At 64.8% G+C, this 24,005-nt stretch carries 20 protein-coding genes; 14 read left to right on the forward strand and 6 right to left on the reverse strand.

The genetic code is table 11. From position 1 onward, the window contains the following. Window positions 1-93: 93 nt before the first annotated feature. The 3 genes from CO669_RS01505 (at window position 94) to CO669_RS01515 (ending at window position 1,443) form a co-directional block, all read left to right on the forward strand. Window positions 94-789, forward strand: a complete 696-nt coding sequence (locus CO669_RS01505) for a PspA/IM30 family protein (protein ID WP_097657430.1) — start codon at window positions 94-96, stop codon at window positions 787-789. A 40-nt stretch (window positions 790-829) separates the two neighbouring features. Next, window positions 830-1,105, forward strand: a complete 276-nt coding sequence (locus CO669_RS01510) for a YiaA/YiaB family inner membrane protein (RefSeq protein WP_097657431.1) — start codon at window positions 830-832, stop codon at window positions 1,103-1,105. Window positions 1,106-1,236: 131 nt separating this feature from the next. Then, the gene (locus CO669_RS01515; RefSeq protein WP_097657432.1) at window positions 1,237-1,443 is read left to right on the forward strand and encodes a hypothetical protein; all 207 of its coding nucleotides are present in this window, start codon (window positions 1,237-1,239) and stop codon (window positions 1,441-1,443) included. 237 nt (window positions 1,444-1,680) lie between these two features. Here the strand turns inward: CO669_RS01515 and CO669_RS01520 are convergent, their stop codons facing one another. Then, window positions 1,681-2,526 carry an SDR family NAD(P)-dependent oxidoreductase gene (locus CO669_RS01520; protein ID WP_097657433.1) on the reverse strand — a complete coding sequence of 282 codons (846 nt, stop codon included), beginning with the start codon at window positions 2,524-2,526 and terminating at the stop codon, window positions 1,681-1,683. Window positions 2,527-2,710: 184 nt separating this feature from the next. On the opposite strand from CO669_RS01520, the gene CO669_RS01525 reads away from it, so the two are divergent. The 4 genes from CO669_RS01525 (at window position 2,711) to CO669_RS01540 (ending at window position 8,050) form a co-directional block, all read left to right on the forward strand. Continuing rightward, window positions 2,711-4,207: an aldehyde dehydrogenase family protein gene (locus CO669_RS01525; RefSeq protein WP_097657434.1), complete on the forward strand. Its 1,497-nt coding sequence runs from the start codon at window positions 2,711-2,713 to the stop codon at window positions 4,205-4,207. Between the two features lie 116 nt (window positions 4,208-4,323). Then, a complete protein-coding gene (locus CO669_RS01530) occupies window positions 4,324-5,451 on the forward strand; it encodes an alkene reductase (protein WP_097657435.1) in 1,128 nt (375 codons plus the stop codon). Window positions 5,452-5,625: 174 nt separating this feature from the next. After that, the gene (locus CO669_RS01535) at window positions 5,626-6,129 is read left to right on the forward strand and encodes a GFA family protein (protein WP_097657914.1); all 504 of its coding nucleotides are present in this window, start codon (window positions 5,626-5,628) and stop codon (window positions 6,127-6,129) included. A gap of 259 nt (window positions 6,130-6,388) precedes the next feature. Beyond that, complete coding sequence (locus CO669_RS01540) at window positions 6,389-8,050, forward strand: thiamine pyrophosphate-binding protein (RefSeq protein WP_097657436.1); 1,662 nt, start codon at window positions 6,389-6,391, stop codon at window positions 8,048-8,050. 148 nt (window positions 8,051-8,198) lie between these two features. Here CO669_RS01540 and CO669_RS01545 read toward each other — a convergent pair whose 3' ends face one another. Continuing rightward, window positions 8,199-9,578 (reverse strand): LLM class flavin-dependent oxidoreductase, encoded by a 1,380-nt coding sequence (locus CO669_RS01545; RefSeq protein WP_097657437.1) that lies wholly within the window; start codon window positions 9,576-9,578, stop codon window positions 8,199-8,201. 275 nt (window positions 9,579-9,853) lie between these two features. Here CO669_RS01545 and CO669_RS01550 point away from each other — a divergent pair, with 275 nt between their 5' ends. From CO669_RS01550 to CO669_RS01575, 6 genes are all read left to right on the forward strand, one after another. Further along, window positions 9,854-11,239 carry a M20 family metallopeptidase gene (locus CO669_RS01550; RefSeq protein ID WP_097657438.1) on the forward strand — a complete coding sequence of 462 codons (1,386 nt, stop codon included), beginning with the start codon at window positions 9,854-9,856 and terminating at the stop codon, window positions 11,237-11,239. A 98-nt stretch (window positions 11,240-11,337) separates the two neighbouring features. After that, on the forward strand, window positions 11,338-12,249 hold the full coding sequence (locus CO669_RS01555) for an amino acid ABC transporter substrate-binding protein (RefSeq protein WP_097657916.1): 912 nt from the start codon (window positions 11,338-11,340) through the stop codon (window positions 12,247-12,249). A gap of 115 nt (window positions 12,250-12,364) precedes the next feature. After that, window positions 12,365-13,096, forward strand: coding sequence for an amino acid ABC transporter permease (locus CO669_RS01560; RefSeq protein ID WP_097657439.1), 732 nt, complete (start codon window positions 12,365-12,367; stop codon window positions 13,094-13,096). Between the two features lie 3 nt (window positions 13,097-13,099). After that, complete coding sequence (locus CO669_RS01565; protein WP_097657440.1) at window positions 13,100-13,792, forward strand: amino acid ABC transporter permease; 693 nt, start codon at window positions 13,100-13,102, stop codon at window positions 13,790-13,792. Between the two features lie 12 nt (window positions 13,793-13,804). Beyond that, a complete protein-coding gene (locus tag CO669_RS01570; protein WP_097657441.1) occupies window positions 13,805-14,536 on the forward strand; it encodes an amino acid ABC transporter ATP-binding protein in 732 nt (243 codons plus the stop codon). Between the two features lie 192 nt (window positions 14,537-14,728). After that, window positions 14,729-15,589: a D-amino-acid transaminase gene (locus CO669_RS01575; RefSeq protein ID WP_198963759.1), complete on the forward strand. Its 861-nt coding sequence runs from the start codon at window positions 14,729-14,731 to the stop codon at window positions 15,587-15,589. Between the two features lie 138 nt (window positions 15,590-15,727). On the opposite strand, the gene CO669_RS01580 is transcribed toward CO669_RS01575, so the two are convergent. From CO669_RS01580 to CO669_RS01590, 3 genes are all read right to left on the reverse strand, one after another. Then, the gene (locus CO669_RS01580; RefSeq protein ID WP_097657923.1) at window positions 15,728-16,189 is read right to left on the reverse strand and encodes a carboxymuconolactone decarboxylase family protein; all 462 of its coding nucleotides are present in this window, start codon (window positions 16,187-16,189) and stop codon (window positions 15,728-15,730) included. Between the two features lie 31 nt (window positions 16,190-16,220). Continuing rightward, window positions 16,221-17,837: an MDR family MFS transporter gene (locus tag CO669_RS01585; protein ID WP_097657443.1), complete on the reverse strand. Its 1,617-nt coding sequence runs from the start codon at window positions 17,835-17,837 to the stop codon at window positions 16,221-16,223. Between the two features lie 117 nt (window positions 17,838-17,954). Further along, window positions 17,955-19,136: an HlyD family secretion protein gene (locus CO669_RS01590; RefSeq protein WP_097657444.1), complete on the reverse strand. Its 1,182-nt coding sequence runs from the start codon at window positions 19,134-19,136 to the stop codon at window positions 17,955-17,957. Window positions 19,137-19,445: 309 nt separating this feature from the next. On the opposite strand from CO669_RS01590, the gene CO669_RS01595 reads away from it, so the two are divergent. Further along, a complete protein-coding gene (locus CO669_RS01595) occupies window positions 19,446-20,357 on the forward strand; it encodes a LysR family transcriptional regulator (protein ID WP_097657445.1) in 912 nt (303 codons plus the stop codon). Window positions 20,358-20,418: 61 nt separating this feature from the next. Here CO669_RS01595 and CO669_RS01600 read toward each other — a convergent pair whose 3' ends face one another. After that, complete coding sequence (locus CO669_RS01600) at window positions 20,419-23,868, reverse strand: indolepyruvate ferredoxin oxidoreductase family protein (protein WP_097657446.1); 3,450 nt, start codon at window positions 23,866-23,868, stop codon at window positions 20,419-20,421. Window positions 23,869-24,005 lie beyond the last annotated feature (137 nt).

The raw sequence follows: 24,005 nt of genomic DNA on the forward strand, positions 1-24,005 counted from the left end.
AATTTTTGAGCGTTGCTCAAATTTCTCTTGAACAATGTTCATGGTTGTTGCTACAAAGAATTTGTGAGCAACGCTCATAACAGGGAGCTGCAGATGTTCAAGACCGTCGTGACACTTTTCCGGGGCAGCGTGGCCGCCGCCGGCGAGGAGCTGGAGGATCGAACCGCCCTCCTCATTCTCGACCAGCAGATGCGCGATGCGGCCGCTGCCGTCGAGCGCAGCAAGCGAACGCTGGCGCTGGCGATCGCGCAGGACCAGCAGGAGGGACGCAAGCTCGAGGCGACCATCGCCCGCATCGCCGATCTCGAGACCCGCGCGGTTGCGGCGCTCGAGGGCGGCCGTGAGGATCTCGCCAGGGAGGCCGCCGAAGCCATTGCGGGCCTGGAGGCCGATCGCGATGCCGCGATGACCGCACGCGCGCTGTTCGCGACCGAGATCGCCCGGTTGAAGAGACACGTGGCGAGCGCACAGGCCCGCATCAACGAGCTCGATCGGGGCCGCCGTCTGGCCCGCGCTTCCGAAGCGGTGCGCTCGCTCCGCCGCAGCGGCATCGAGGCCGCGCGTCCTTACGAATCCACCCTGCCGGAGGCGGAGAGCACCCTGAGGCGTCTGCGCGACCGGCAGATGGAAGCCCAGGCGGCCGACGATGCGCTGGTCGAGCTCGATGTCGCGACCGGTCCCCTCGCCACCGCCGAGAGGCTGGCCGAGCAGGGCTTTGGCCCGCGGCTGAAGACAACCGCGGACGACGTGCTCGCGCGGCTGAAGTCCAAGCGCACGTCCACGATTTGATTCCAGATCCAAACATCATTCGCACCAACAGGAGACCATCATGAACCAGAACGGCCAGCCCCACAGCAGCGCCTGGGTGACCTTCACTTACGCCTCCTTCGCAGCCTCCGCCTTCCTCGTCGCCATCGGCGTTTTCTTCCTGCCCATCGACGTCTGGATGAAGGGCTATCTCACCATGGGTATCGTCATGCTGGTCCAGACCTGCATCACCCTGACCAAGACGGTGCGCGACAATCACGAGAGCAGCCGGCTGGTGAACCGCATCGAGGACGCCAAGGCCGAGCGCCTGCTGATGGAGGTGTCCAAGGCCGCGTGAGAAACGCGCCCGATCCGGTCCTTGGGCAAGAGAGCCGCGGTGCAGTGCGCCGCGGCTCTCGCGCATCCCGCATTGTGCTTCGACCCCAGGTGCGATATGGCTCGCGCGCTTTCCAGAGGCGGAGACGAGCTTTGTCGAAACAATCGCTGCGTGAGGAGGCCGAGCGCCTGATCCGCGAATCGATGGAAAAGAAGTCCATCGTCGTCAAGCAGGGCTCGACCCGCATCGAGGCCGTCTGCGGCAAGTGCGGCGCGCCGAACCGGGTTCAGGCGGAGAAAGGCCAGACCCGCGTCAAATTCGCCTGCAAGAATTGCGGGCACAAGCAGGAAACGCTGTAGCGCGCTTTGCGCGAACTGAGCGCACGCCACGTCCTTCGAGGCGACCGCGGAGCCTGTCATCGGTCCGCGCTTTGCGCGGACCCGGTGGCGGTCTCCTCAGGATGAGGCTTAGCCGCATCGGCGCCTCGTGAAGCTGGCGCAACGCACTCGGTCCTCATCCTGAGGGCCCGCCCATGGCGGGCGTCTCGAAGGATGGCTACAGCTGAAATCGATTCCATGTGATAGGGCGGTGCAAGCCTACTTCCCCTCCACAAATCTCCTGAACGCATCGGCATAGTCCGGATGCCAGCGTGACAGCGGCGGACGGTTCTCGACGATATCACCCGCCGCCCACAGCATGCGCTTCTCGTCGAGCGCCCGCGGCACGTCGTTGTCGGGGCACAGGATGTAGAAATCGCCGGCCTCCAACCGCGCCAGCATGAAATCCACCGTCTGCTCCGGCGTCCATGCGCCGGCCGGCTTCTCGGTGCGGCCCTTCGCGGTGAGACCGGTGAAGACGAAGCCGGGGATCAAGAGATGCGCGGTGATGCGACAATCCTTCGTGTTGCGCAGCTCGTGCTGGAGCGCCTCGGTGAAGGCTTTCACGCCGGCCTTGGAGACATTGTAGGCGGGGTCGCCGGGCGGCGTGGTGATACCCTGTTTCGATCCGGTATTGATGATGAGGCCGGACCTGCCGCGCGCGATCATGTTGGGTGCGAAGATTCGCGAGCCGTTGATGATGCCCCACATATTGACGCCGATGATTCGCTGCCAATGATCGGGCTCGCCGAACAGCGAACTGCCGGGCTGGATGCCGGCATTGTTCATGAGGACGTCGGTGCCGCCGAACCGCTCGCGCACGGCGCGCTCCAGTTCCGTGACATCCTCGACCTTGCCGACATCTGCGAATGAGGTCATCACATTTGCGGCAGACGTGACGGATGACAGTTTTGTCGCAGCTTCGGCAAGGCGAGCCTGATCCACGTCAGCGATGCACACCTTCATGCCGGCGCGCGCGAAGGACGCGGCAGCCGCCAGTCCGATGCCGGATGCACCGCCGGTGATCACGGCAACATTGTCTTTGGCGATGGCGGAATGTGGCATGGCAAGATCTCCGGGGCGGGCTCGGTCGAGCTATAGCATGGCATGCGCGCGACCCTGCACAAGTCGGCATGGGAGGTCTTCGTTCCACGCTGCCTTTACGCCCCTCGGGCAGCGCTGTATTCTTCACGACCTAACGATCCCGCCCAGATCGAACCAATCAATCACCTGACTAGGGAGTGCAGCCATGGCTGTGTCGCAGGCTATTCCGATCACGCGCCATCCGTTCGCCAACGGGTCCTACAAGCAGATGCTGATCGACGGGAAGTGGGTTGATGCCGCTTCCGGCAAGCGCTTCGAGACTCACAACCCCGCCACCGGTGAACTGCTCGCAACCGTCGCCGAAGGCGACAAGGAAGACATCGATCGAGCGGTTGCCGCCGCCCGCCGCGCCTTCGAAGGCCCCTGGAGCAAGGTCAAGCCGTTCGAGCGGCAGAACCTGCTTCTGAAGCTTGCCGATCTGGTCGAGAAGAATTTCGACGAATTGTCGCAGCTCGACACGTTGGATATGGGTGCGCCGCTCAGCCGCACCCGCGCCTATCGCCTGCGCGCGGTCGGCATGCTGCGCTATTACGCCGGCCAGACCACCGCAATCCACGGCGAGACCATCGAGAACTCGCTGCCCGGCGAAATCTTCTCCTACACGCTGAAGGAGCCGATCGGCGTCGTCGGCGCCATCATTCCCTGGAACGGACCGCTCACCGCGACGATCTGGAAGATCGGACCGGCGATCGCGACCGGCTGCACCGTGGTGCTCAAGCCCGCCGAAGAGGCGCCGCTGACCTCGCTGCGCATCGCGGAGCTGGCGATGGAAGCGGGCATTCCGCCAGGGGTCATCAACGTCGTGCCCGGCTATGGCGAGACCGCGGGCGCCGCGCTCGCCTCGCATCATGACGTCGACAAGGTCGCCTTCACCGGCTCGCACGTCACGGGCCAGTCGATCATCCGCGCTTCGGCCGGCAACCTCAAGCGCGTCTCGCTCGAGCTCGGCGGCAAGTCGCCGGACATCGTGTTCGCGGATGCCGATCTCGACGCCGCCGTGCCAGGCGCGGCGATGGCGGTGTTCGCCAACTCGGGCCAGATCTGCAGCGCCGGCACGCGCCTGTTCGTCGAGCAGGCGATCTACGAGGAGTTCGTCGGCCGCGTCGCCGAGTTCGGCAAGAAGCTGCAGGTCGGTAACGGCCTCGATCCCAACGTGCAGATCGGCCCGCTGGTCTCCGAGGAGCAACTCAAGCGCGTCACCGGCTATCTCGACATCGGCCAGAAGGAAGGCGCGAAGGCCCTCGCCGGCGGTGGCCGAGCCACCGAAGGCGCGTTGTCGAAAGGCTTCTTCGTCTCACCGACGGTGTTCGCGGGCGTCCAGGACAACATGCGCATCGCGCAGGAAGAGATCTTCGGCCCCGTCATCTCCGCGATCGCGTTCAAGGACATGGACGAGCTGGTCAAGCGCGCCAACAACACCACGTTCGGCCTCGGCTCCGGCTTGTGGACGCGCGACGTCAGCAAGGCCCATGCGGTTGCGAAGTCGCTGCGCGCCGGTTCGGTGTGGGTGAACTGCTACCAGGCGATGGATCCGGCCGTGCCGTTCGGCGGCTACAAGATGAGCGGCTATGGCCGCGAGTCCGGCAAGCAGCATGTCGAGGAATATCTCAACGTGAAGGCCGTCTGGATCAAGACGGCGTAAGGCCTCTCTGTCGCGTTCCGCGAGAGGGAATATCCATTTTTGCAGGGGCGGCGCCTTTTCCGGTGGCCGCCCCTCGCTATATGATTTGCATCCTTTCAGTGACATCCGGGGTCCCCATGAAATTCGACGCGTTGTTTCGACCGTTGCAGGTCGGTCCGTACAAGCTCGCGCATCGCGTCGCACTGGCGCCGCTGACGCGCATGCGCGCCGAGCGCGAGAGCTTTGCGCCGCGGCCGCTCAACGCCGAATATTACGGCCAGCGCGCGACCAAGGGCGGTCTGCTCATCGCCGAAGCCTCGCCCGTGGTCTCGCATGGCCGCGGCAATCCGGCGACACCTGGCATCTATTCGGACGCGCAGGTCGCCGGCTGGCGCAAGGTGACGGACGCGGTGCACGCCAAGGGCGGCATCATCTTCCTCCAGCTCTGGCATGTCGGCCGCGTCTCGCACTCCTCCTTCCACGGCGGCGCGCTGCCGGTTTCGGCCTCGGCGATTCCGATCAAGGCGGACGGCATGAAGGCGATGACCGCCGACGGCAAGATCTCGGAGTACGAGACGCCGCGCGCGCTGGAGACCGACGAGGTCAAGGGCATCGTCGAGGCGTTCCGGCAGGCTGCGAAGAACGCGCTCGCCGCCGGCTTCGACGGCGTCGAGATCCACGGCGCCAACGGCTATCTGCTCGAGCAGTTCCTGCAGTCACGCAGCAACCAGCGTACCGATCAATATGGCGGCGGAATCGAGAACCGTGCGCGGCTTCTGCTCGAGGTCACGCAGGCCGCGATCGACGTCTGGGGTGCGAACCGCGTCGGCGTGCGGCTGTCGCCGCACGGCATCGCCAATGATTCCGGCGAGCCGGACCCGATGCCGCTCTACACCCATGTGGTGAAGGCGCTCGACAAGCGCGGCCTTGCCTATCTGCATTTCATCGAGCCGCGCTCCAGCGGCGCCGGCCGCGCCGACGTCCATTGGGAGAACGTGCCGTCGGCGATGGTGCTGTTCCGCCCGCTCTACAGCGGCGTGCTGATGACGGCCGGCGGCTTCACCGGCGAGACCGCGAACGCGGCGATCGCCGAGGGACATGCGGACATCATCGCCTTCGGCCGCATCTTCATCTCCAACCCCGATCTGCCGCGGCGCCTCGCGCACGACTACCCGATCACGCCGTACAACCGCGCGACGTTCTACGGCGGCGAGGAGAAGGGGTATACGGATTATCCTGTGTATGACGAACTGACGCCGGCGTAGGCACTCTCCCTCCGTCATTCCGGGCGCGACGAGCTATGATGCGCAATTGCGCATCTGAGAATCCATCTGGCGGCACATGGCGAGGGTGAGATGGATTCCGGGCTCGATGCTTCGCATCGCCCCGGAATGACGATCGTGTATTGTCGTCTTCGCAATGACGACGGAGGGACGTCCATGGCCAAAGCCGCAGCCGCCGCAGGTATCGCCACCGGCCAATGCCTCTGCGGCAAGGTAACCTTCGAGATCGACGTTCCCGCGCGCTGGGCCTGGCACGATCATTCCGCCGCCAGCCGCCGCGCTCATGGTGCCGCTTACGCCACCTATGTCGGCAGCTGGAAGAAGCGCTTCCGCATCACCTCGGGCAAGACCGCGCTGACCCGCTACGAGGACAAGGCCACCAGGACCACGCGCAGCTTCTGCTCCCATTGCGGCACACCGATCGCCTATGAACGCCCGCGCGGGCCGCACATGGTCAACATCCCCCGCGCCCTGTTCAAGGAGCGTACCGGCCGCCAGCCGCTCTACCACATCGCGATCGAGGAGCTGCAGGAGTGGGCCTATACCGGCGAGCCGCTGGTGCCGCTGAAGGGATTTCCGGGCGTGGTCTGGCAGCGCTCGAAAAAGAAAAGGCGCGCGGGCGGCGAGGACCCGTTCGAGCTGGGGCGCGAAGAGATGTAGTCCCGCTCTCGTGCCCCGGACGCGGTGCGGCGCGCAGTGCCGCACTGCTGAGCCGGGGCCTATGCAGCAGAGAATGCCGTGAGCGACGGGGTCCCGGCTCTGCGCCGCACCGCTGCGCGCTGCACCGCGTCCGGGACACCAGAGCGAAGTTTGTCGCTCCCGCGCAACGCAGCCATGACCGCGCTTCCTTGCGCGTCGCCTCCGACTTCGGCCATCATGCCTTTCGTCCTTGCGGCAACGTCCGCTCCCTGGAGGAAACATGAAGAACAAGATCACCGGCCGCTCCGCCTTTCTCGCGCTGCTCAAGGACGAGGGCATCACGCATCTGTTCGGCAACCCCGGCACCACCGAGCTGCCGATCATGCATGCGCTGAAGGACCATCCCGATCTCACCTACGTGATGGCGATGCAGGAGAGCCTGGTGGTCGCGATCGCCGACGGCTACAGCCGCGCCTCGGGAAAGCTCGTCGCCTGCAACGTCCACGTCGCCCCCGGCCTCGGCAACGCCATGGGCTCGCTCTACAACGCCCAGTTCACGGGCACGCCGATGATTTTGACCGCGGGACAGCAGGAGCAGGGCCACGGACTGATGGAGCCGGTGCTGTACGGTCCCCTGGTGCGGATGGCCGAGCCGCTGGTGAAATGGGCGGTGGAGGTGACGCGTCTGGAAGACCTGCCGCGCATCGTGCGCCGTGCCGCCAAGATCGCGACCACGCCGCCGACCGGACCGGTGTTCATCTCGCTGCCCGGCGACATCCTCAACAGCGAAGCCGGCATCGATCTCGGCCGCTCCACCCGCATCGATGCGCGCGTCAAGCCGTCCGACGAGGCGTTAAGAGCCTTCGCCGCGCGGCTATTGGAGGCGGAGCGTCCCGTCATCGTCACCATGGACGAGGTGGTCAAGAGCGACGCGCTGAAGGAAGCCGCCGAGCTCGCCGAGCTGCTAGGTGCCGCCGCCTACCAATCTTCGACGCCCTATGGCTCGCACTTCCTGTCGGAGAGCCCGAGCTTCGTCGGCACGCTGGCGCGCGTGCAGAAGGTCGCGCGCGATACGCTTGCGCCCCATGATTTGCTGATCGCGCTCGGCGGTGATCCCCTGCGGATGTCGGTCTATAGCGAGGTCGATGCGCTGCCTGAGGGACTCGGCATCGTGCAGATCGGCCTCGTCGACTGGGAGATCGCCAAGAATTACGGCGCCGAGATCGCGCTGAAGGCAGACCTGAAGGAAACGTTGCGCGCGCTGATCCCGGTGTTGAAGGAGATGGGTGGCGCGACACTCGCGGGCCGCGCCAAGCAGCGCCTTGCCGAATTGGCGCCGCAGAACTGGACTGCGCGGCGTGCCGCGCTGGTGGAGCAGATCGGCAAGAGCGCGGGCCGCAGCCCCATCGATCCCGACTATCTGGTGCTGCAGATGGTCGAGGCCATGCCTGAGAACGCCATCCTCGTCGACGAGGGCCTCACCTCCAGCCGCCAGGTCACGGCGCTGCGTCCGCATCGCGACCGCTACGGCTATCACGGCCTTGCCTCCGGCGGCATCGGCTGGGGCCTGCCGGCCTCGGTCGGCGCCAGCATCGCCAATCCGCATCGCCCGGTCGTGTGCTTTTCCGGCGACGGCAGCGCGATGTATTCGATCCAGTCGCTGTGGACCGCGGCGCATCACAAGCTGCCGCTCAACGTCGTCATCGCCAACAATGGCGGCTACCGCATCATCAAGCAGCGCCTGCTCGCCTTCCATGGCGATGACAATTACGTCGGCATGGATTTCGTCGATCCGCCCGTGGATTTCGCCGGCGTCGCCAAGGCGCTCGGCTGCGAGGCGATCAGGATCAGCGATCCCCGCGAGCTGAATGCGACGCTGGCCTCGGCGTTCAATCGGCCGGGCACGAAGCTGATCGAGGTGATGGTGGACGGGAAGGTGTAGGGAGCAACGCTGCCTCCACGTTCTCCGGTGTCATCGCCCGCGGAGGCGGGCGATCCAGTATTCCAGAGGCTGCGGTGATTGAGCCGCAACGTCACGGCGTACTGGATGCCCCGGTCAAGCCGGGGCATGACAGCATCAACCTGGGGCACTACCCCGTCTTCCCGACCCGATACCCCGCCGCCGGATGCGGCGCATCCAGCCTGGCGCGGCCATCGCCGAACAGCTTCTCCCGCAGCGTGCCCTTCGCATATTCTTTCTTGTAGCGTCCGCGCCTGGTCAGCTCCGGCACAAGCATGTCCGCGATATCCTCGAAATCGCCGGGCGAGATCGCGAAGGCGACGTTGAGGCCGTCGACGTCGGTCTTCTCGAACCAGTCCTCGATCTTGTCGGCGACGCTTTCGGGCGTGCCGACCACGACCGGGCCGGCGCCGCCGATGCCGACATGCTCGATGACGTCGCGCACGGTCCAGACACGGTCGGGGTCGCCGCGGGTGACGTTGTCGAGCGCGCTGCGGCCGGCGTCGTTCTGGACGTGGCGCACCTGCTGGTCGAGCTCGTAGCCGGAGAAATCGATGCCGGTCCATCCCGACATCAGCGCAAGCGCGCCTTCCGGATTGATGTGCGAGCGGTAGTCGGCGTATTTCGCCGCCGCTTCCGCCTCGGTGTTGCCGAGGATGATCGTCATCATGTTGAACATCAGGATCTCCGCAGGGTTGCGGCCGAGCGCGGCGGCCTCCTGGCGGATCGCGGAGACGCGCGGCGCGATGATCTTGGCCGACGGTCCCGACATGAACACGCATTCGGCGTGCTTGGCCGCGAACTGCCGGCCGCGCGGCGAGGTGCCGGCCTGGTAGAGCACCGGCGTGCGCTGCGGCGAGGGCTCGCTGAGATGGATGGTGTTGTTGATGCGGTAGTTCGCGCTCTCGTGGTTGATGCGGTGAACCTTGCTCGGATCGGTGAAGATGCCGCGCTTGCGGTCGCGCAGCACGGCGTCGTCTTCCCAGCTTGCTTCCCAAAGCTTGTAGACGACCTCCATATATTCGTCGGCGATGTCGTAGCGGTCGTCGTGTCCGGTCTGCTTGTCCTTGCCGGCGCCGCGCGCGGCGCTGTCGAGATAGCCGGTGACGACGTTCCAGCCGATCCGCCCCTCGGTGAGATGGTCGAGCGTCGACATCCGCCGCGCGAACGGGTAGGGCGGTTCGAAGGAGAGATTGCTAGTGACGCCGAAGCCGAGATTTTTCGTCACGGCGGCCATCGCCGAGAGCAGCAGCAGCGGCTCGTTCGACGGGGTCTGTGCCGCGTTGCGCAAAGCCGCGTCGGGGCTGTTGCCATAGACGTCGTAGACCCCGAGCACGTCGGCCAGGAACAGTCCGTCGAAACGGCCGCGTTCCAAGGTCCTGGCAAGATCGATCCAGTAGGGCAGGCGGTTATATTCGGCCGTGCGGTCGCGCGGATGGGTCCACAGGCCCGGTGATTGGTGCGCGACGCAATTCATCGCAAAGGCGTTGAGCCTGATCTCTTTGGCCATGCTGGTCCCCCGGCGCCCTGTACCGAGCGCTCTTCGAATGATAGACGTGCGCCAGGACTTGACGCGAAACTTGGCGAAGTTCTTGCATAACGCTAGCGCTTGGCAAGGCCAAAATCAGCGGCGCTGCTGCGCTTGGCAAGCCAATCTCAAGGATGCAAGGACGAAATCCCAAGAGAAGTACAAGAGAACTGCAAGAACTATCCAACCCCCGCCACTTTCGAAGGCCAGCCCGTGTCGGGTAAGGTCCTTCCTCTCAAAGTCTCGAAAAGCAAGTCATGACCAGAGCCGACGCCATCGCCCGCGCCCGTGAGGATTTCAAGTCCGGCGCATTCCTCGCCGAGCTCGACCGCCGCGTCGCCTACAAGACCGAGAGCCAGAATCCGTCGCGTGGCCCCGAGCTGCGCGCCTATCTGGAACAGGAGATGCAGCCGGCTTTCGCGGCGCTCGACTTCACCAGCCGCATCGTCGAATCCCCCAGCGGCAAGGCGCCGTTCCTGTTCGCCGAGCATCACGAGAGCGCCTCCGCGCCGACTGTGCTGGTCTACGGCCATGGCGATGTCGTCGACGGCATGGAGGGCGAGTGGCGCGACGGCCGCGATCCCTGGCGCACCACGGTTGCGGGCACGCGGCTCTATGGCCGTGGCACCGCCGACAACAAGGGCCAGCACAGCATCAACATGGCGGCGCTCCGCGCGGTGCGCGAGGCCCGCGGCGGCAAGCTTGGCTTCAACGCCAAATTCATCGTCGAGATGGGCGAGGAGATCGGCTCGCCCGATCTCGGCAAGGTTTGCGACCTCCATCGCGACGCGCTCAAGGCCGATCTGTTCATGGCCTCCGACGGGCCGCGCCTGTCCGCCGACCGTCCGACGCTGTTCCTCGGCTGCCGTGGCGGCATCCGCATCCATCTGGATGTGAACCTGCGCGACGGCGGCCACCATTCCGGCAATTGGGGCGGCGTGCTGGCCAACCCCGCGACCATTCTGGTCAACGCGATCTCCACGCTGGTCGACGGTCACGGCCGCCTCCAGCTCGACGCCCTGAAGCCGCCGCGGCTCACCAACCAGATCCGCTCCTATCTCGCCGACGTGCAGGTGGTGCCGAGTGCGGACGAGCCCGCGCTGGCCGAGAACTGGGGTGAAGAGGGATTGTCGGCCGCCGAACGGCTCTACGCCTGGAACACGCTGGAAGTGCTGGCGATGTCGTCGGGTAATATCGAGAAGCCCGCCAACGCCATTCCCGGCCATGCCAATGCCGTGCTGCAGCTGCGTTTCGTGGTCGGCACCAGGATTGACGGGCTGATCGAGGCGATCCGGGCCCATCTGGTCGAAAAGGGGTTTCCGATGGTCGAGGTGCGGGCGGCCCAGAGTTTTGCTGCATCGCGCACCGATTTCGACAGTCCCTGGATCAAATGGGCGGCGGACTCGGTGAAGGAGACCACCGGCAAGCCGCCGGCGGTGCTGCCCAATTTCGGCGGCTCGCTGCCCAATGACGTCTTTTCCGAGATCCTGGGCCTGCCGACGATCTGGGTCCCGCACTCCTATCCCGGCTGTTCCCAGCATGCGCCCAATGAGCACATTCTGCTGCCTCTCACGGAAGAAGCCTTGACGGTGATGGCCGGGTTGTTCTGGGATCTCGGCCAGCTGCCCAAACCGCTGAGTTGAGCCGTTAACCTGAGGCGTGATCTCGCCGAAAGTCACATTCTAATCCAGGCCGATATGTGCTTGCATCCGGCCGCATCATCCTGAAAGGGGAAGAAGAAGTGAAACATTTCCGTAGCATCGGGCTCGCACTCGCCGCGACCTTCGTCGTCAGCCAAGCCGGGGCCCAGGAGCTGACCGGTACGCTGAAGAACATCAAGGACACCGGTGCCATCACGCTGGGCTTCCGCGACTCCTCGATCCCGTTCTCCTATCTCGACGACAACCAGAAGCCCGTCGGGTTCGCGATGGACATCTGCTACAAGATCGTCGACGCCGTGAAGAAGGAACTCAAGCTCGACAAGCTCGAGGTCAAGCTCAATCCGGTGACCTCGGCGACGCGTATTCCCCTGATGGCCAACGGCACCATCGACCTCGAATGTGGCTCGACCACCAACAACGCCGAGCGCCAGAAGCAGGTCGCCTTCACCAACACCCACTACCTGACCGCGAGCCGCTACGTGTTCAAGAAGTCGAGCGGCCTGAAGTCGATCGACGACCTCAAGGGCAAGACCGTGGTCTCCACCGCGGGAACCACCAACATCAAGCAGCTCACCGAAGCCAACGTCGCGAAGAGCCTCGGCGCCAACATCATCCCCGCCAAGGACCACGCCGAGGCCTTCCTGATGGTCGAGACCGACCGCGCGGTCGCCTTCGTCATGGACGACATCCTGCTCGCGAGCCTCGTTGCCGGTTCGAAGTCGCCGGATGACTACGTCATCTCCAAGGATGCGTTCTCCAAGCCGGAGCCCTACGGCATCATGCTGCGCAAGGACGACGCGGCCTTCAAGAAGGTGGTCGATGCCGCGACCGCCGCGCTCTACACCTCCGGCGAAGGCCAGAAGATCTACGACAAGTGGTTCACGGCCAAGATCCCGCCGAAGGGCCTGAACCTCAACACCCCGATCTCGACCGAGCTGAAGAACGAGTTCGCGAAGCCTTCGGACTCGCCGAACCCGGACGACTACAAGTAAGATACAACCTCGATCTTTCGATCGGGATCATGTCCGGCCACTCTTGACACAGGGGTGGCCGGACATTTGCATAGGCGCCCAGGATATCTGACGGGCGCGTTCGCGCGGGGGACACGTGAACTACAACTGGAACTGGGGAATCTTCTTCCAGCCGAACCCGATGGGAACCGGCACCTATCTCGACATGCTTTTGTCGGGCCTGGTGTTGACCCTCAAGACCGGAGCGCTCGCCTGGGTCATCGCGCTGATCACCGGCTCGATTGTCGGCGTCATGCGCACGCTGCCGTCGAAGGGGGCCAACTGGTTCGGCTTCGCCTACGTTGAATTCTTCCGCAATATGCCGCTGCTGGTGCAGCTTTTCCTGTGGTTCTTCGTGCTGCCGGAAATTCTGCCGCGGGCGGCGGGCCTGTGGCTGAAGCAATTGCCGAACGCGCCGTTCTGGACCGCTGCGATCGGCATCGGCCTGTTCATGTCGGCGCGCGTCGCGGTGCAGTTGCAGGCCGGTATCGGCTCGCTGCCGCGCGGACAGAGAATGGCCGCCACCGCGCTGGGTCTGACCACCTTCCAGGGCTATCGCTACGTGCTGCTGCCGATGGCGTTCCGCATCATCCTGCCGCCGCTGACGTCCGAATTCCTGAACACCATCAAGAACACCGCGGTGGCCATCACCATCGGCCTGCTGGAGCTGACCGGACAGGCGCGCTCGATGCAGGAGTTCTCGTTCCAGGTGTTCGAGGCCTTCACCGCCGCGACCATCCTCTACCTCCTCGTCAACGCCGTCGTCGTGACCGCGATGCGCTTCCTCGAACGCTGGGTCGCGATCCCCGGCTACATCACGGGGAAATAGGCCATGTTCGCCAATCTCGATTTCGACGTCATCCGCCGCGCGCTGCCCTATCTGTTCTACGAGGGCATGACGTTCACCCTGACGCTGACGGCGCTCGCGGCCTTCGGTGGCCTCGTCTTCGGCACGGCGCTCGCGCTGATGCGGCTGTCCGGCTACAAGACGCTCGGGCGCATCGCCGGCCTCTATGTCGACTTCATGCGCTCGCTGCCGCTGGTGCTGGTGATCTTCTGGTTCTACTTTCTGGTGCCCTATATCGGGCAGTGGCTGACCGGCGCCTCGCGCCCGATCAGCGTCGGCGCGTTCGCATCCTCGCTCATCACCTTCATCATGTTCGAGGCGGCCTACTTCTCCGAGATCATGCGTGCCGGCATCCAGTCGATCTCGCGCGGCCAGCCGGCCGCCGCCAGCGCGCTCGGACTGACCTACGCCCAGACCATGCGCTACGTCGTGCTGCCGCAGGCGTTTCGCAACATGCTGCCGGTGCTGATCACGCAGACCATCGTGCTGTTCCAGGACACGTCGCTGGTCTACGTCCTGTCGATCACGGACTTCCTGGGCGCCGCGAGCAAGGTGGCGCAGCGCGACGGGCGTCTCGTCGAGATGTACCTGTTCGCAGCCGTGGTCTACTTCACCATTTCCTGTGTCGCGTCCTTCGGCGTCCGCCGCCTGCAGGCGCGCATCGCCATCATTCGCTAGGGCTCCCTGCTCATGATCGAAATCAGCCACGTCAACAAATGGTACACGCCCTCCTTCCAGGTGCTGACGGATTGCACCACCAGCGTCACCAAGGGCGAGGTCGTCGTGGTGTGCGGCCCCTCCGGTTCGGGCAAGTCGACGCTGATCAAATGCGTCAATGCACTCGAGCCGTTCCAGAGCGGTGACATCCTGGTCGACGGCACCAAGGTCAACGATCCCAAGACCAACCTGCCAAAACTGCGCTCGCGCGTCGGCATGGTGTTCCAGCACTTCGAGCTGTTTCCGCATTTGAAGATCATCGACAATCTCTGCCTCGCGCAGGAGAAGGTGCTCGACAGGCCGCGCGACAAGGCGGTGGCGAAAGGAATGCAACTGCTTGAGCGTGTCGGTCTGAAGGAGCAGGCGCAGAAATTCCCCGCGCAGCTCTCCGGCGGCCAGCAACAGCGCGTCGCGATCGCCCGTGCGCTCGCCATGGATCCGATCGTCATGCTGTTCGACGAGCCCACCTCGGCGCTCGATCCTGAAATGGTCAGCGAGGTGCTCGACGTCATGGTCGATCTCGCCCATGAGGGCATGACCATGATGGTGGTCACCCACGAGATGGGCTTCGCCCGCAAGGTCGCCAATCGCGTGATCTTCATGGACCGCGGCGAGATCGTCGAGGACGCTCCGAAGGAGGACTTCTTCGGCAAGCCGCGCAGCGACCGCGCGCAGAAGTTCTTGTCGAAGATTCTGTCGCATTGACGTCTCTGTCATTCCGGGACGCGCCCCTTGGCGCAGGCCCGGAATCCTTCGAGCGTCCGTCTTCCGAGGTGAGATGGATTCCGGGCTCATTCGCTTTGCGAATGCCCCGGAATGACGGAACGAGGGTTTATCGGGCTCGCCAAATCTCCTATACCGGTGGCCAAATTCCCTTTCCCTGCCTGGAGACCTGCCTTGGACCCGATCGCCTACGTCAACGGCTCATTCGTCCCGCTCTCGGACGCCAAAATCTCGGTCCTCGATCGCGGCTTCCTGTTCGCCGACGGCATCTACGAGGTCTCGGCCGTGCTGGACGGCAAGCTGGTTGACAACGCCTCGCATCTGGCACGGCTGGAGCGGTCGGTGGGCGAGATCAAGCTGAAGCTGCCGGAGACGCTCGAGCGCATCACCGAGCTGCAGAAGGAGCTGATCGCGCGCAACAAGCTCGCGAACGGTCTGGTCTATCTCCAGGTGACGCGCGGCGCCGACAAGGGCCGCGACTTCGCCTTCCCCAAGGGTGACGTCAAGTCGAGCCTGGTGATGTTCACGTCGGAAAAGGACATCATCAACGCCGCCTCGGCAAAGACCGGTATCAACGTGATCACGGTGCCCGACATCCGCTGGGAGCGCCGTGACATCAAGAGCGTGGCGTTGCTGGCGCAGGTGCTGGCGAAGCAGGCGGCGGCCGAAGCCGGCGCGGGCGAGGCCTGGATGCTGGAAGACGGCTACGTCACAGAGGGCGGTTCGTCCTCGGCGTTCATCCTCACCAAGGACGATGTCATCGTCACCCGCAAGAACTCCAACGCGATCCTGCCGGGTTGCACCCGCAAGGCAGTGGTGGCGCTCGCCGAAGAGCGCCAGCTTCGTGTCGAGGAGCGCTCGTTCACGGTCGCCGAGGCGCTGGCCGCAAAGGAGGCTTTCGCGACGTCGGCGTCGCTGTTCGTCCAGCCGGTGATCGCGATCGACGGCAAGAAGGTCGGTGACGGCAAGCCAGGCCCGATGGCGACGCGCCTGCGCGAGATCTATGTGGAGTTCGCCAAGGCGACGGCGGTCTGAGCCACGCGCTCAGCTGCCGTAGGGTGGACAAAGGCGCCCCTGCGCCGTGCCCACGTCTTCGCTCCTGTTAGCCACAGTAGGTGGGCACGCTTCGCTTTGCCCACCCTGCGAGACCTGCGTTTGAGGCCTGCACCACCCTCACGCCACCGACGCCTTGACCTTCACCGGATGCACCGCGCGGAACGCGATCGCAATCCTGTTCCAGGCGTTGATGGCGCCGATCAGCATGGTCAGGTTCACCGTCTCCGCGTCGGAGAACTGCGCGCGGACCTGCTCGTAGACGTCATCGGGCGCGTGCGTCTGCGCGATCAGCGTCACGGACTCGGTCCAGGCCAGGGCGGCGCGCTCGCGGTCGGTGTAGAGGGGGGATTCGCGCCAGGCATTGAGAAGATAAAGCCGCTGCTCCGTCTCGCCGCGCTTGCGGGCGTCCTCGGTATGGACCGCGATGCAGTAGGCGCAACCGTTGATTTGCGATGCACGTGTCTTGACCAGTTCGATCAGGGATTGCTCCAGGCCGCTCGCCTTGATCTGGGTTTCGACCGCGACCAGGGCTTTGAACGTCTCGGGCGCAGCCTGATAGTAGTTCATGCGAGGCTTCATCATTATTCTCCTTTTGGTTGAGTTTATCATGCTAGTGCGCGCCATCTCTGGCAAGATGGCTTGGCTTCTTCAGAAAGAACACGGCGATCAGGGCGATGATCAGCGCCATGCCGAGCAGGTAGAAGGTGTCGCTGAAGGCGAAGATGTAAGCCTGCTTCTGCACGATACGGCCAACCGCGACATAGGCGCGATGCGCGGCGTCTGCACGGTCGAGAATGCCATGGCTGACGAAATATTGCGTGAGCTGTTCCAGTCGCGTGCGGGTGGCCTGCTCGAACACCGAGACCGACTGCATCAGCACGTTGGAGTGATATTGCTCGCGCTTGGTCAGCACGGTTTGCAGCAGTGCGATGCCGACGGCGCCGCCGAGATTGCGCATCATGTTGAACAGGCCGGAGGCGGAACCCGCATTCTCGGCCTCGATCCCAGCGGTCGCGACCGCCGACAACGGTGCCATCACCAGCGCCTGGCCGATGGCGCGGACGACGTTGGGCCACAGCAGCTGGTCGGCGGCGTAGTCGCTGGTCATATAGATGTTCATGAAGTTCGAGGCCGAGAACAGCACGAAGCCGACGCCGATCACGATGCGCGCGTCGAATTTCTGCATCAGCCGCGGCACCAGCGGGATCAGCACGAGCTGCGGCAGCCCGGTCCAGGCCAGCACCATGCCGATCTGCTCCGCGTTGTAGCCCTGGATGCGTGCCAGATATTGCGGGAGGATGAACACCGAGCCGTACAGTGCGACGCCGAGTAGGAAGTTCGCCAGCATGCCGAAGCCGAAATTGCGGCGGGCGAGCAGGCGCAGGTTGAGCAGCGGCTTTTTCACCGTGAGTTCGATGATGAAGAAGGTGGTCAGCGCCACGACCGCGATCGCCGACAGCTTGACGATGAAGGGCGAGCCGAACCAGTCGTCCTTGTTGCCTTCCTCGAGCACGGTCTGGAGGGCGGAGAGCCCGATGGCCATGGTGATGATGCCGGCCCAGTCGCCCTCGCGCAGCAGCGCCAGCTTCATCGGCCTCGCCTCGAGCGCGTACCAGAGCATGCCGACCATGACCGCGCCGGGGACGAGGTTGACGTAGAAGATGTACTCCCAGCCGAAATTCTCGGTGAGATAGCCGCCGATGGTCGGGCCGATCGCGGGAGCGAACGTCGCGGACAGCGCGAACAACGCAAGACCGACCGGCTGCTTTCCGCGCGGCAGCAGCGTGATGATCAGCGTGAACGCCATCGGGATCAGAACACCGCCGGTGAATCCCTGCACGGCGCGCAGCACGATCATCTGCGGCAGGTCCTGCGCCAGCGCGCAAGCTGCCGACAGCAGCAGGAACAGGACCGCGTTGGTCAGAAGATAGATCCGAATCGAGAAGACCTGCGCGAGCCAGCCGGAGAGCGGGATCACCACGATCTCCGCGATCAGATAGGAGGTGGAGATCCAGCCGCCATCGTCGATACCGGCGCCGATCGCGCCCTGGATGTCAGCGAGCGAGGCGTTGACGATCTGGATGTTCAGCACCGCCATGAAGGCGCCGAGCGTCGCGCCGATCACCGCGATCCAGGTTTTTGCCGACACGGCCGGCGTCGCGGGAGCGGCTGGCGCGGCGATGTTGGCGATGGATGCGGCGTTGACTGTCGGTTGAAGCGTGCTCATGGAAACCTCGTCTCGGATACGGAGACAGGATGCGTTAGACAGGTGGTCTCGATCATCGAGGAAGTTCTGGAAGGATCGTCCGGCAGGATTTGACAATCCCGCCTGAGTCTTCCGGCTTCAACCGCCGTTCCGGCGAGGGGCGTTTTCAGCCAGATGCTTTGCGGTGTCGCGCTCTGCCAGCACCGTCTGCTTGGTGTCGACGGTCGGCACCGCCGACATGCCGGGGCGGAGCAGGCCGATCAGGCTGTGGTCGTCGAGCACGATCTTCACGGGAACACGCTGCACGATCTTGGTGAAGTTGCCGGTGGCGTTGTCCGGCGGCAGGAGCGCGAATTCGAGCCCGCTGGCCGGCGACAGGCTGTCGACATGGCCGCGCAGGGTCCGGTTACGGAAACTGTCGACGTGCAGCTCGACCGGCTGGCCGGGGCGCACATGCGTCAGCTGCGTCTCCTTGAAGTTCGCGACGACATAGACCGCATCGAGCGGCACCACGGCCATCAATTGCGTGCCGGCCTGGACGTATTGGCCGACGCGCAGTGCGCGCGCCCCGACCGTGCCGTCGACAGGTGCAGTGATCTCGGTATAGGACAGGTTCAGCGCCGCCTGCTGTGCGACCGCGCGGGCCCGCTCGAGCTGGGCGGCGGCCTGGGCGCGCTGGGTGGTGAGCACGTCGACCTTGCGTTGCGCGGCCACGAGGCCGGATTTGGCATGCTGCAGCTGTGCGCTGCTGGCGCGCAGGGCCGCGTCAGTCTGCTGTGCGCGCTGGATGGTGCCGGAGCCCGACTTCATCAGATCGTCGTAGCGGGCGCGCTCCTCCTGCGCGAATTTGAGGTTGGCGTCCGCTGCCGCAACATCGGCGGTGCTTTGCTCGATGATCGGTTGCTGGAGCTCGAGCTGGGCATCGATGTTGCGCACCGAGGCTTCGCCGGCGGCGATATCGGCGCGGGCCTGCTCCAGCGCCGCCTTGAAGTCGCGATCGTCGATCTTGGCGAGAAGCTGGCCGGCTCTGACCTTCTCGTTGTCGCCCACCAGCACCTTGGCGATATAGCCGGAGACCTTTGGTGCGACGATCGTGGAGTCCGCCTTCACATAGGCGTCGTCGGTCGTCTCGAGGTAGCGACCGTTGGTCCAGTAGTCGTGCCCGTAATAGGCCGCGGCCGCCGTGCCCGCGAGCAGCGCAAGCACCAGCGCCGCGCGCCGAACCATATTCCGGGGCGGGGCACCCGGCTTCGCCTTGGAATAATCATCAGGAATTTCAATTGCTTGCTGAAAGTTATCGGTGCGGGGCATCTCGGACATGGCGGTATTCCTTTTCGGCTCGCCGGGAATATCGGTCTTTCCAGTTCAAGCGATAATTGGCGAAATGCAGGAAGGATTATCCGCCAGCAGCGGATAGTCCGAGGCTGCATCTTGACCTCAGTGGTGTACCGAGCCAGCCCGGCGAGTGCGCCAGAGCGATTGCCGTCCCTGTCGTACGATTGCGGCAAACGCGTCTGGGTCCTGCCGCACGCGAGGCTCTGGGCGGGGTGGGACCCGTTTCCAGGATCTGATAGATAATCGAGGGGTATCCCCAGCGATTATCTATCCAGAGCGGACAATCACGCAGCCATGGACCGATTGACCAGCCTCGAAGTGTTCAGCCGCGTGGTCGAGACCGGCGGCTTCTCCGCGGCAGCCCGCAAGCTCAACATGTCGACCACCATGGTGAGCAATCACGTCCAGGCATTGGAAGACCGGCTCGGGGTGAGGCTGCTTCACCGCACCACGCGCAAGGTCAACCTTACGGAGATCGGCAAGGCCTATTACGACCGCTGCGTCCAGATCCTGGCGGACATTGAACAGGCCGACGACATCGCGGGTGAATTGCAGTCGGTGCCCCGCGGCACGCTGCGCATTCACGTCGCCACCCATATGGTGCCGTTCGTGACGCCGGTGGTGGCGAGGCTGCTGTCCACCTATCCGGAGCTCAAGATCGATCTGCGCATGGGTGAGGCCGACGTCGATCTCATCGAGGAAGGCTATGATGTTGCCCTGCGCATGACCCCGCCGCCGGATTCGAGCCTGATCGTGCGGAGCCTCGCCACCTGGCGCCACGTGCTGTGCTGTTCCCACGATTACATCGAGAGGCACGGCCGGGTGCAGAAACTCGACGAGCTCACCACGCATAATTGCGGTCGTCATCTGAACTATCCGTTTGGCGACGAATGGCGCTTTCTCGACCGCAAGGGCGCCCCGGCGTCGGTCCGAATCTCGGGCAGCTTCGTCACCAACAGCGGGGAAGCGTTGCGAAAGGTCGCGCTGGAGGGAGCCGCGGTGTGCCTGATGGCCGGGTTTCTCATTCAAGACGACCTCGAAGCGGGCCATCTCGTGCGTCTGTTGCCGGAATATCGGACGGTCGAGCTGTCCATGAACGCGGTCTATCCGCATCGGCATCATCTGTCGGCGAAGGTCAGGACCTTCATCGACCTGCTCGTGCACCACAGCGCCGAACAGCAGAAGCTGATCAACCCGTATTCATGAGCGGCGCGGCGCCGGGCCAGAGGGTGGCAAGGCGCGCTTGCGCCGTGGACCCGGCTTTGCGTCAACTGGCGGCGCGCAGCCTTGCCGGCGATGGCGTGCGGAGTTCGTCAAACAGCCGCTCGACCTCCGTCTTCGCCTTCCCGATCGCGGTGTCCTTGACCGCGCCATAGCCGCGGATCTCCATCGGCGCCTCTGCAATTGCGATGAGGCTCGCAAGACGCGCTGTATCGAGCCCGCCGAGCAACCGTTCGATCACGCCTTCATACCAGGCGATCAGTTCGCGCTCGGCGCGCCGCTCGGAGGTGTAGCCGAACGGATCGAACGGCGTTCCGCGCAGCCCTTTCAATCGCGCCAGCACGGCGAGCGGCATCTCGATCCACTGGCCGAAGGCGCGCTTGCGCGGACGTCCTCGTGCATCGCGCCGCGACGGCAGGAACGGCGGGGCGAGGTGATACTGGATGCTGAAGCCATCCTCGAATTCGCGCTTCAGCTCGTCGAGGAAGCCGCTTTGCATGTGCAGGCGCGCCACCTCGTACTCGTCCTTGTAGGCCATCAGCTTGAACAGGGCGCGTGCGACGGCCTCGGTCAGCGCTTCGCTGTTCAGGGCAGCTTCGGCATGGCGGACCCTTGCGACGGTCGCTCGGTAGCGTGCCGCATAGCTGCCGTCCTGATAGGCGGTGAGGAAGTCGGCGCGACGGTCGATGATCTGGTCGAGCGTCTCGGTTGGGGGCGCCTCGGTCGGCGCCGGCAGGAAGTCCGGAGCGGACGCCGCGATCCGGCCCCAGGCAAAGGCCTGCTTGTTGCGCTCGACCATGACGCCGTTGAGCTCGATCGCGCGCAGCAGCGCGGCAAGCGAAATCGGGATCAGCCCGCGCTGCCAGGCAAAGCCGAGCATGATGATATTGGCATAGACGGTATCGTCGAGCAGCCGGTCGGCCAGCGCATTGGCATCGAGCGTTCCGAGATTGTGCTCGCCGACGACCTGGCCAATGGCGCGCAGGCGGGCGGGGGAGGCGAGATCGGCATCGCGAAAGCGGACGACGTCGCCGGTCGGCATCTCTGCGGTGTTGACTGCGGCGCGCGTGCCCCGGCGATAGGTGCCGGATGCCTTCGGCGAAGAGCTGACGACCAGATCGCAGCCGATCAACGCATCGGCCGCACCCTGGTCGATGCGGACCTGGTTCAGGGCCTCGGGGCTTGGTGCGAGGCGAATGTAGCTCAGCACGGGTCCGAACTTCTGCGCAAAGCCGGTGAAGTCCAGCACCGAAACGCCGCGGCGCTCAAGATGCGCGGCCATGCCGATCAGCGCGCCAACGGTGATCACGCCGGTGCCGCCGACGCCTGTCACGAGCAGGTCATAGGGGCGATCGAACGGTGCGGTGGCGGGCAGCGGAAGCGCAGCCGCATGGCCGACCGCGTCGATCTGGCTCGCGCTCTTCTTCCGGCGCGTCGCGCCCTCGACGGTCACGAAGCTTGGGCAGAAGCCGTTGAGACAGGAAAAATCCTTATTGCAGGCCGACAGATTGATCTGGCGCTTGCGGCCGAACGGCGTCTCCTTCGGCTCGACGCTGAGGCAATTGGATTCGACCGAGCAGTCGCCGCAGCCTTCGCAGACGAGATCGTTGATGTACGCGAAGCGCTTGGGATCGGCCATCTGCCCGCGCTTGCGCCGGCGCCGCTTCTCCGTGGCGCAAGTCTGCTGATAGATCAGGACGGACACGCCGGGAATGTCGCGCAGCTCGCGCTGCACGGCGTCCATCTCCTCGCGGGGATGAATGGTGACGCCGCCGGGCAGGTCCGCCGGACTGAATTGCGCGGGATCGTCGGAGACCAGCGCGATGCGCGCCACGCCTTCGGCGCGAACGCTATGCGCGATGGCCTGCACGCTGACGGGGCCGTCGACCGGCTGGCCGCCGGTCATCGCGACGGCATCGTTGAACAGGATCTTGTAGGTGATGTTCGCCTTGGCAGCGACCGCCTGCCGGATCGCCATCGAGCCGGAATGGTAGTAGGTGCCTTCGCCGAGATTCTGGAAGACGTGCTTGTTGCCGGTGAAGCGTGACGAGGCCGCCCAGTTCACGCCCTCGCCACCCATCTGGATCAGCGAGGAGGTCTCGCGGTCCATCCAGCTCGCCATGAAGTGGCAGCCGATGCCGGCCAGCGCCTTCGATCCCTCGGGCACCTTGGTCGAGGTGTTGTGCGGGCAACCCGAGCAGAAATAGGGCGTGCGCGTTGCGCCCGACACGTTGATGGTGCGGGACGCCTCCGGCAACAGCGCGGCGGCGCGCGCGGCCAGATTGAGGCCCGGAAACATCGGGTCGAGCCGCCGCGCCAGCACGGACGCCAGTGCGCGCGGCGACAATTCGCCGATCCAGGAGATCAGCCTTGCCCCGGTCTCGTCGTGCTTGCCCACCATGCGCTCGGGCTTGCTGCCGGGATAGTCGTAGAAATATTCCTTGAACTGGCTCTCGATGATGCCGCGCTTCTCCTCGACCACGAGGATCTCGCGCTTGCCCTTCACGAAATCCATGGCGTCATGCAGCGCCAGCGGCCAGACCATGCCGACCTTGTAGACGTCGATGCCGATGCTGCGGCAGGCGGCTTCATCGAGGCCCATCAGCCGCAGCGCTTCCATCAGATCGAGATGCGCCTTGCCCGTCGTGACGATGCCGTAGGTCGCGTCCTTGATGTCGTAGATGCGGCGGTCGATCGGATTGGCCTTGGCGAAGGCGTAGACCGCGTGCTTCTTGGCCTCCAGCCGTTCCTCGATCTGCGGGCCCGGCAGATCGGGCCAGCGATAATGCAAGCCACCCGGCGGCGGCGTGAAGTCGGGTGTGCGGAAGGCACGCGGAGGTCGGAGCGCGACGGAGGCGCCGGACTCCACTATTTCGGAGATCGCCTTGAAGCCGACCCACATGCCGGAGAAGCGGCTGAGCGCATAGCCATACTCGCCGAATTCCAGATACTCGCTGACGCTGGCCGGATGCAGCGTCGGCATGAACCAGCTCATGAAGGCGACGTCGGACTGGTGCGGCATCGAGGAGGACACGCAGCCATGGTCGTCGCCGGCGACCACCAGCACGCCGCCATGCGGCGAGGAGCCATAGGCATTGCCGTGCTTGAGCGCATCGCCGGAACGGTCGACGCCGGGGCCCTTGCCGTACCAGAGCCCGAACACGCCATCGACCTCGCGGTCGCCTTGCGTCTCGACCTGTTGCGAGCCGAGCACCGCGGTCGCCGCCAGGTCTTCGTTGACCGCCGGCAGGAACTCGATGCGGTCCCGCTTCAGCCGTTCCTGGATGCGCCACAGCTCGAGATCGACGCCGCCGAGCGGCGAGCCGCGATAGCCGGAGATGAAGCCGGCGGTGCTGAGGCCGCTCCCGCGGTCGCGCCTCGCCTGATCGAGCGCGATGCGGACGATGGCCTGCGTCCCCGTGAGAAAGACACGGCCGTCCTCGCGGTCGTAGCGGTCGGAGAGCTCGTAAGCATCGAGTGACGGAATGGCGTCCATGGCGGACCTCGCGCGGCATCCTGCCGATGACGGAAGGGTATGCCGGGAATGCTGGTAGGTCTTGCCTATTCACCCGGTATTGATCGATAATCCGGTAAAATTTTGCGGAAGATGGCACAATTCGGTAGAAATTACCG

This window comes from Bradyrhizobium sp. Y36 (assembly GCF_002531575.1).
Taxonomy (GTDB): domain Bacteria; phylum Pseudomonadota; class Alphaproteobacteria; order Rhizobiales; family Xanthobacteraceae; genus Bradyrhizobium.

What these genes read in the sequence shown, in the direction of transcription:
- CO669_RS01505 (WP_097657430.1), top strand. Translation starts at nt 94, where the DNA reads ATGTTCAAGACCGTCGTGACACTTTTCCGGGGCAGCGTGGCCGCCGCC.
- CO669_RS01510 (WP_097657431.1), top strand. Translation starts at nt 830, where the DNA reads ATGAACCAGAACGGCCAGCCCCACAGCAGCGCCTGGGTGACCTTCACT.
- CO669_RS01520 (WP_097657433.1), bottom strand. Translation starts at nt 2,526, where the DNA reads ATGCCACATTCCGCCATCGCCAAAGACAATGTTGCCGTGATCACCGGC.
- CO669_RS01525 (WP_097657434.1), top strand. Translation starts at nt 2,711, where the DNA reads ATGGCTGTGTCGCAGGCTATTCCGATCACGCGCCATCCGTTCGCCAAC.
- CO669_RS01530 (WP_097657435.1), top strand. Translation starts at nt 4,324, where the DNA reads ATGAAATTCGACGCGTTGTTTCGACCGTTGCAGGTCGGTCCGTACAAG.
- CO669_RS01535 (WP_097657914.1), top strand. Translation starts at nt 5,626, where the DNA reads ATGGCCAAAGCCGCAGCCGCCGCAGGTATCGCCACCGGCCAATGCCTC.
- CO669_RS01540 (WP_097657436.1), top strand. Translation starts at nt 6,389, where the DNA reads ATGAAGAACAAGATCACCGGCCGCTCCGCCTTTCTCGCGCTGCTCAAG.
- CO669_RS01545 (WP_097657437.1), bottom strand. Translation starts at nt 9,578, where the DNA reads ATGGCCAAAGAGATCAGGCTCAACGCCTTTGCGATGAATTGCGTCGCG.
- CO669_RS01550 (WP_097657438.1), top strand. Translation starts at nt 9,854, where the DNA reads ATGACCAGAGCCGACGCCATCGCCCGCGCCCGTGAGGATTTCAAGTCC.
- CO669_RS01565 (WP_097657440.1), top strand. Translation starts at nt 13,100, where the DNA reads ATGTTCGCCAATCTCGATTTCGACGTCATCCGCCGCGCGCTGCCCTAT.
- CO669_RS01570 (WP_097657441.1), top strand. Translation starts at nt 13,805, where the DNA reads ATGATCGAAATCAGCCACGTCAACAAATGGTACACGCCCTCCTTCCAG.
- CO669_RS01580 (WP_097657923.1), bottom strand. Translation starts at nt 16,189, where the DNA reads ATGAAGCCTCGCATGAACTACTATCAGGCTGCGCCCGAGACGTTCAAA.
- CO669_RS01585 (WP_097657443.1), bottom strand. Translation starts at nt 17,837, where the DNA reads ATGAGCACGCTTCAACCGACAGTCAACGCCGCATCCATCGCCAACATC.
- CO669_RS01590 (WP_097657444.1), bottom strand. Translation starts at nt 19,136, where the DNA reads ATGTCCGAGATGCCCCGCACCGATAACTTTCAGCAAGCAATTGAAATT.
- CO669_RS01595 (WP_097657445.1), top strand. Translation starts at nt 19,446, where the DNA reads ATGGACCGATTGACCAGCCTCGAAGTGTTCAGCCGCGTGGTCGAGACC.
- CO669_RS01600 (WP_097657446.1), bottom strand. Translation starts at nt 23,868, where the DNA reads ATGGACGCCATTCCGTCACTCGATGCTTACGAGCTCTCCGACCGCTAC.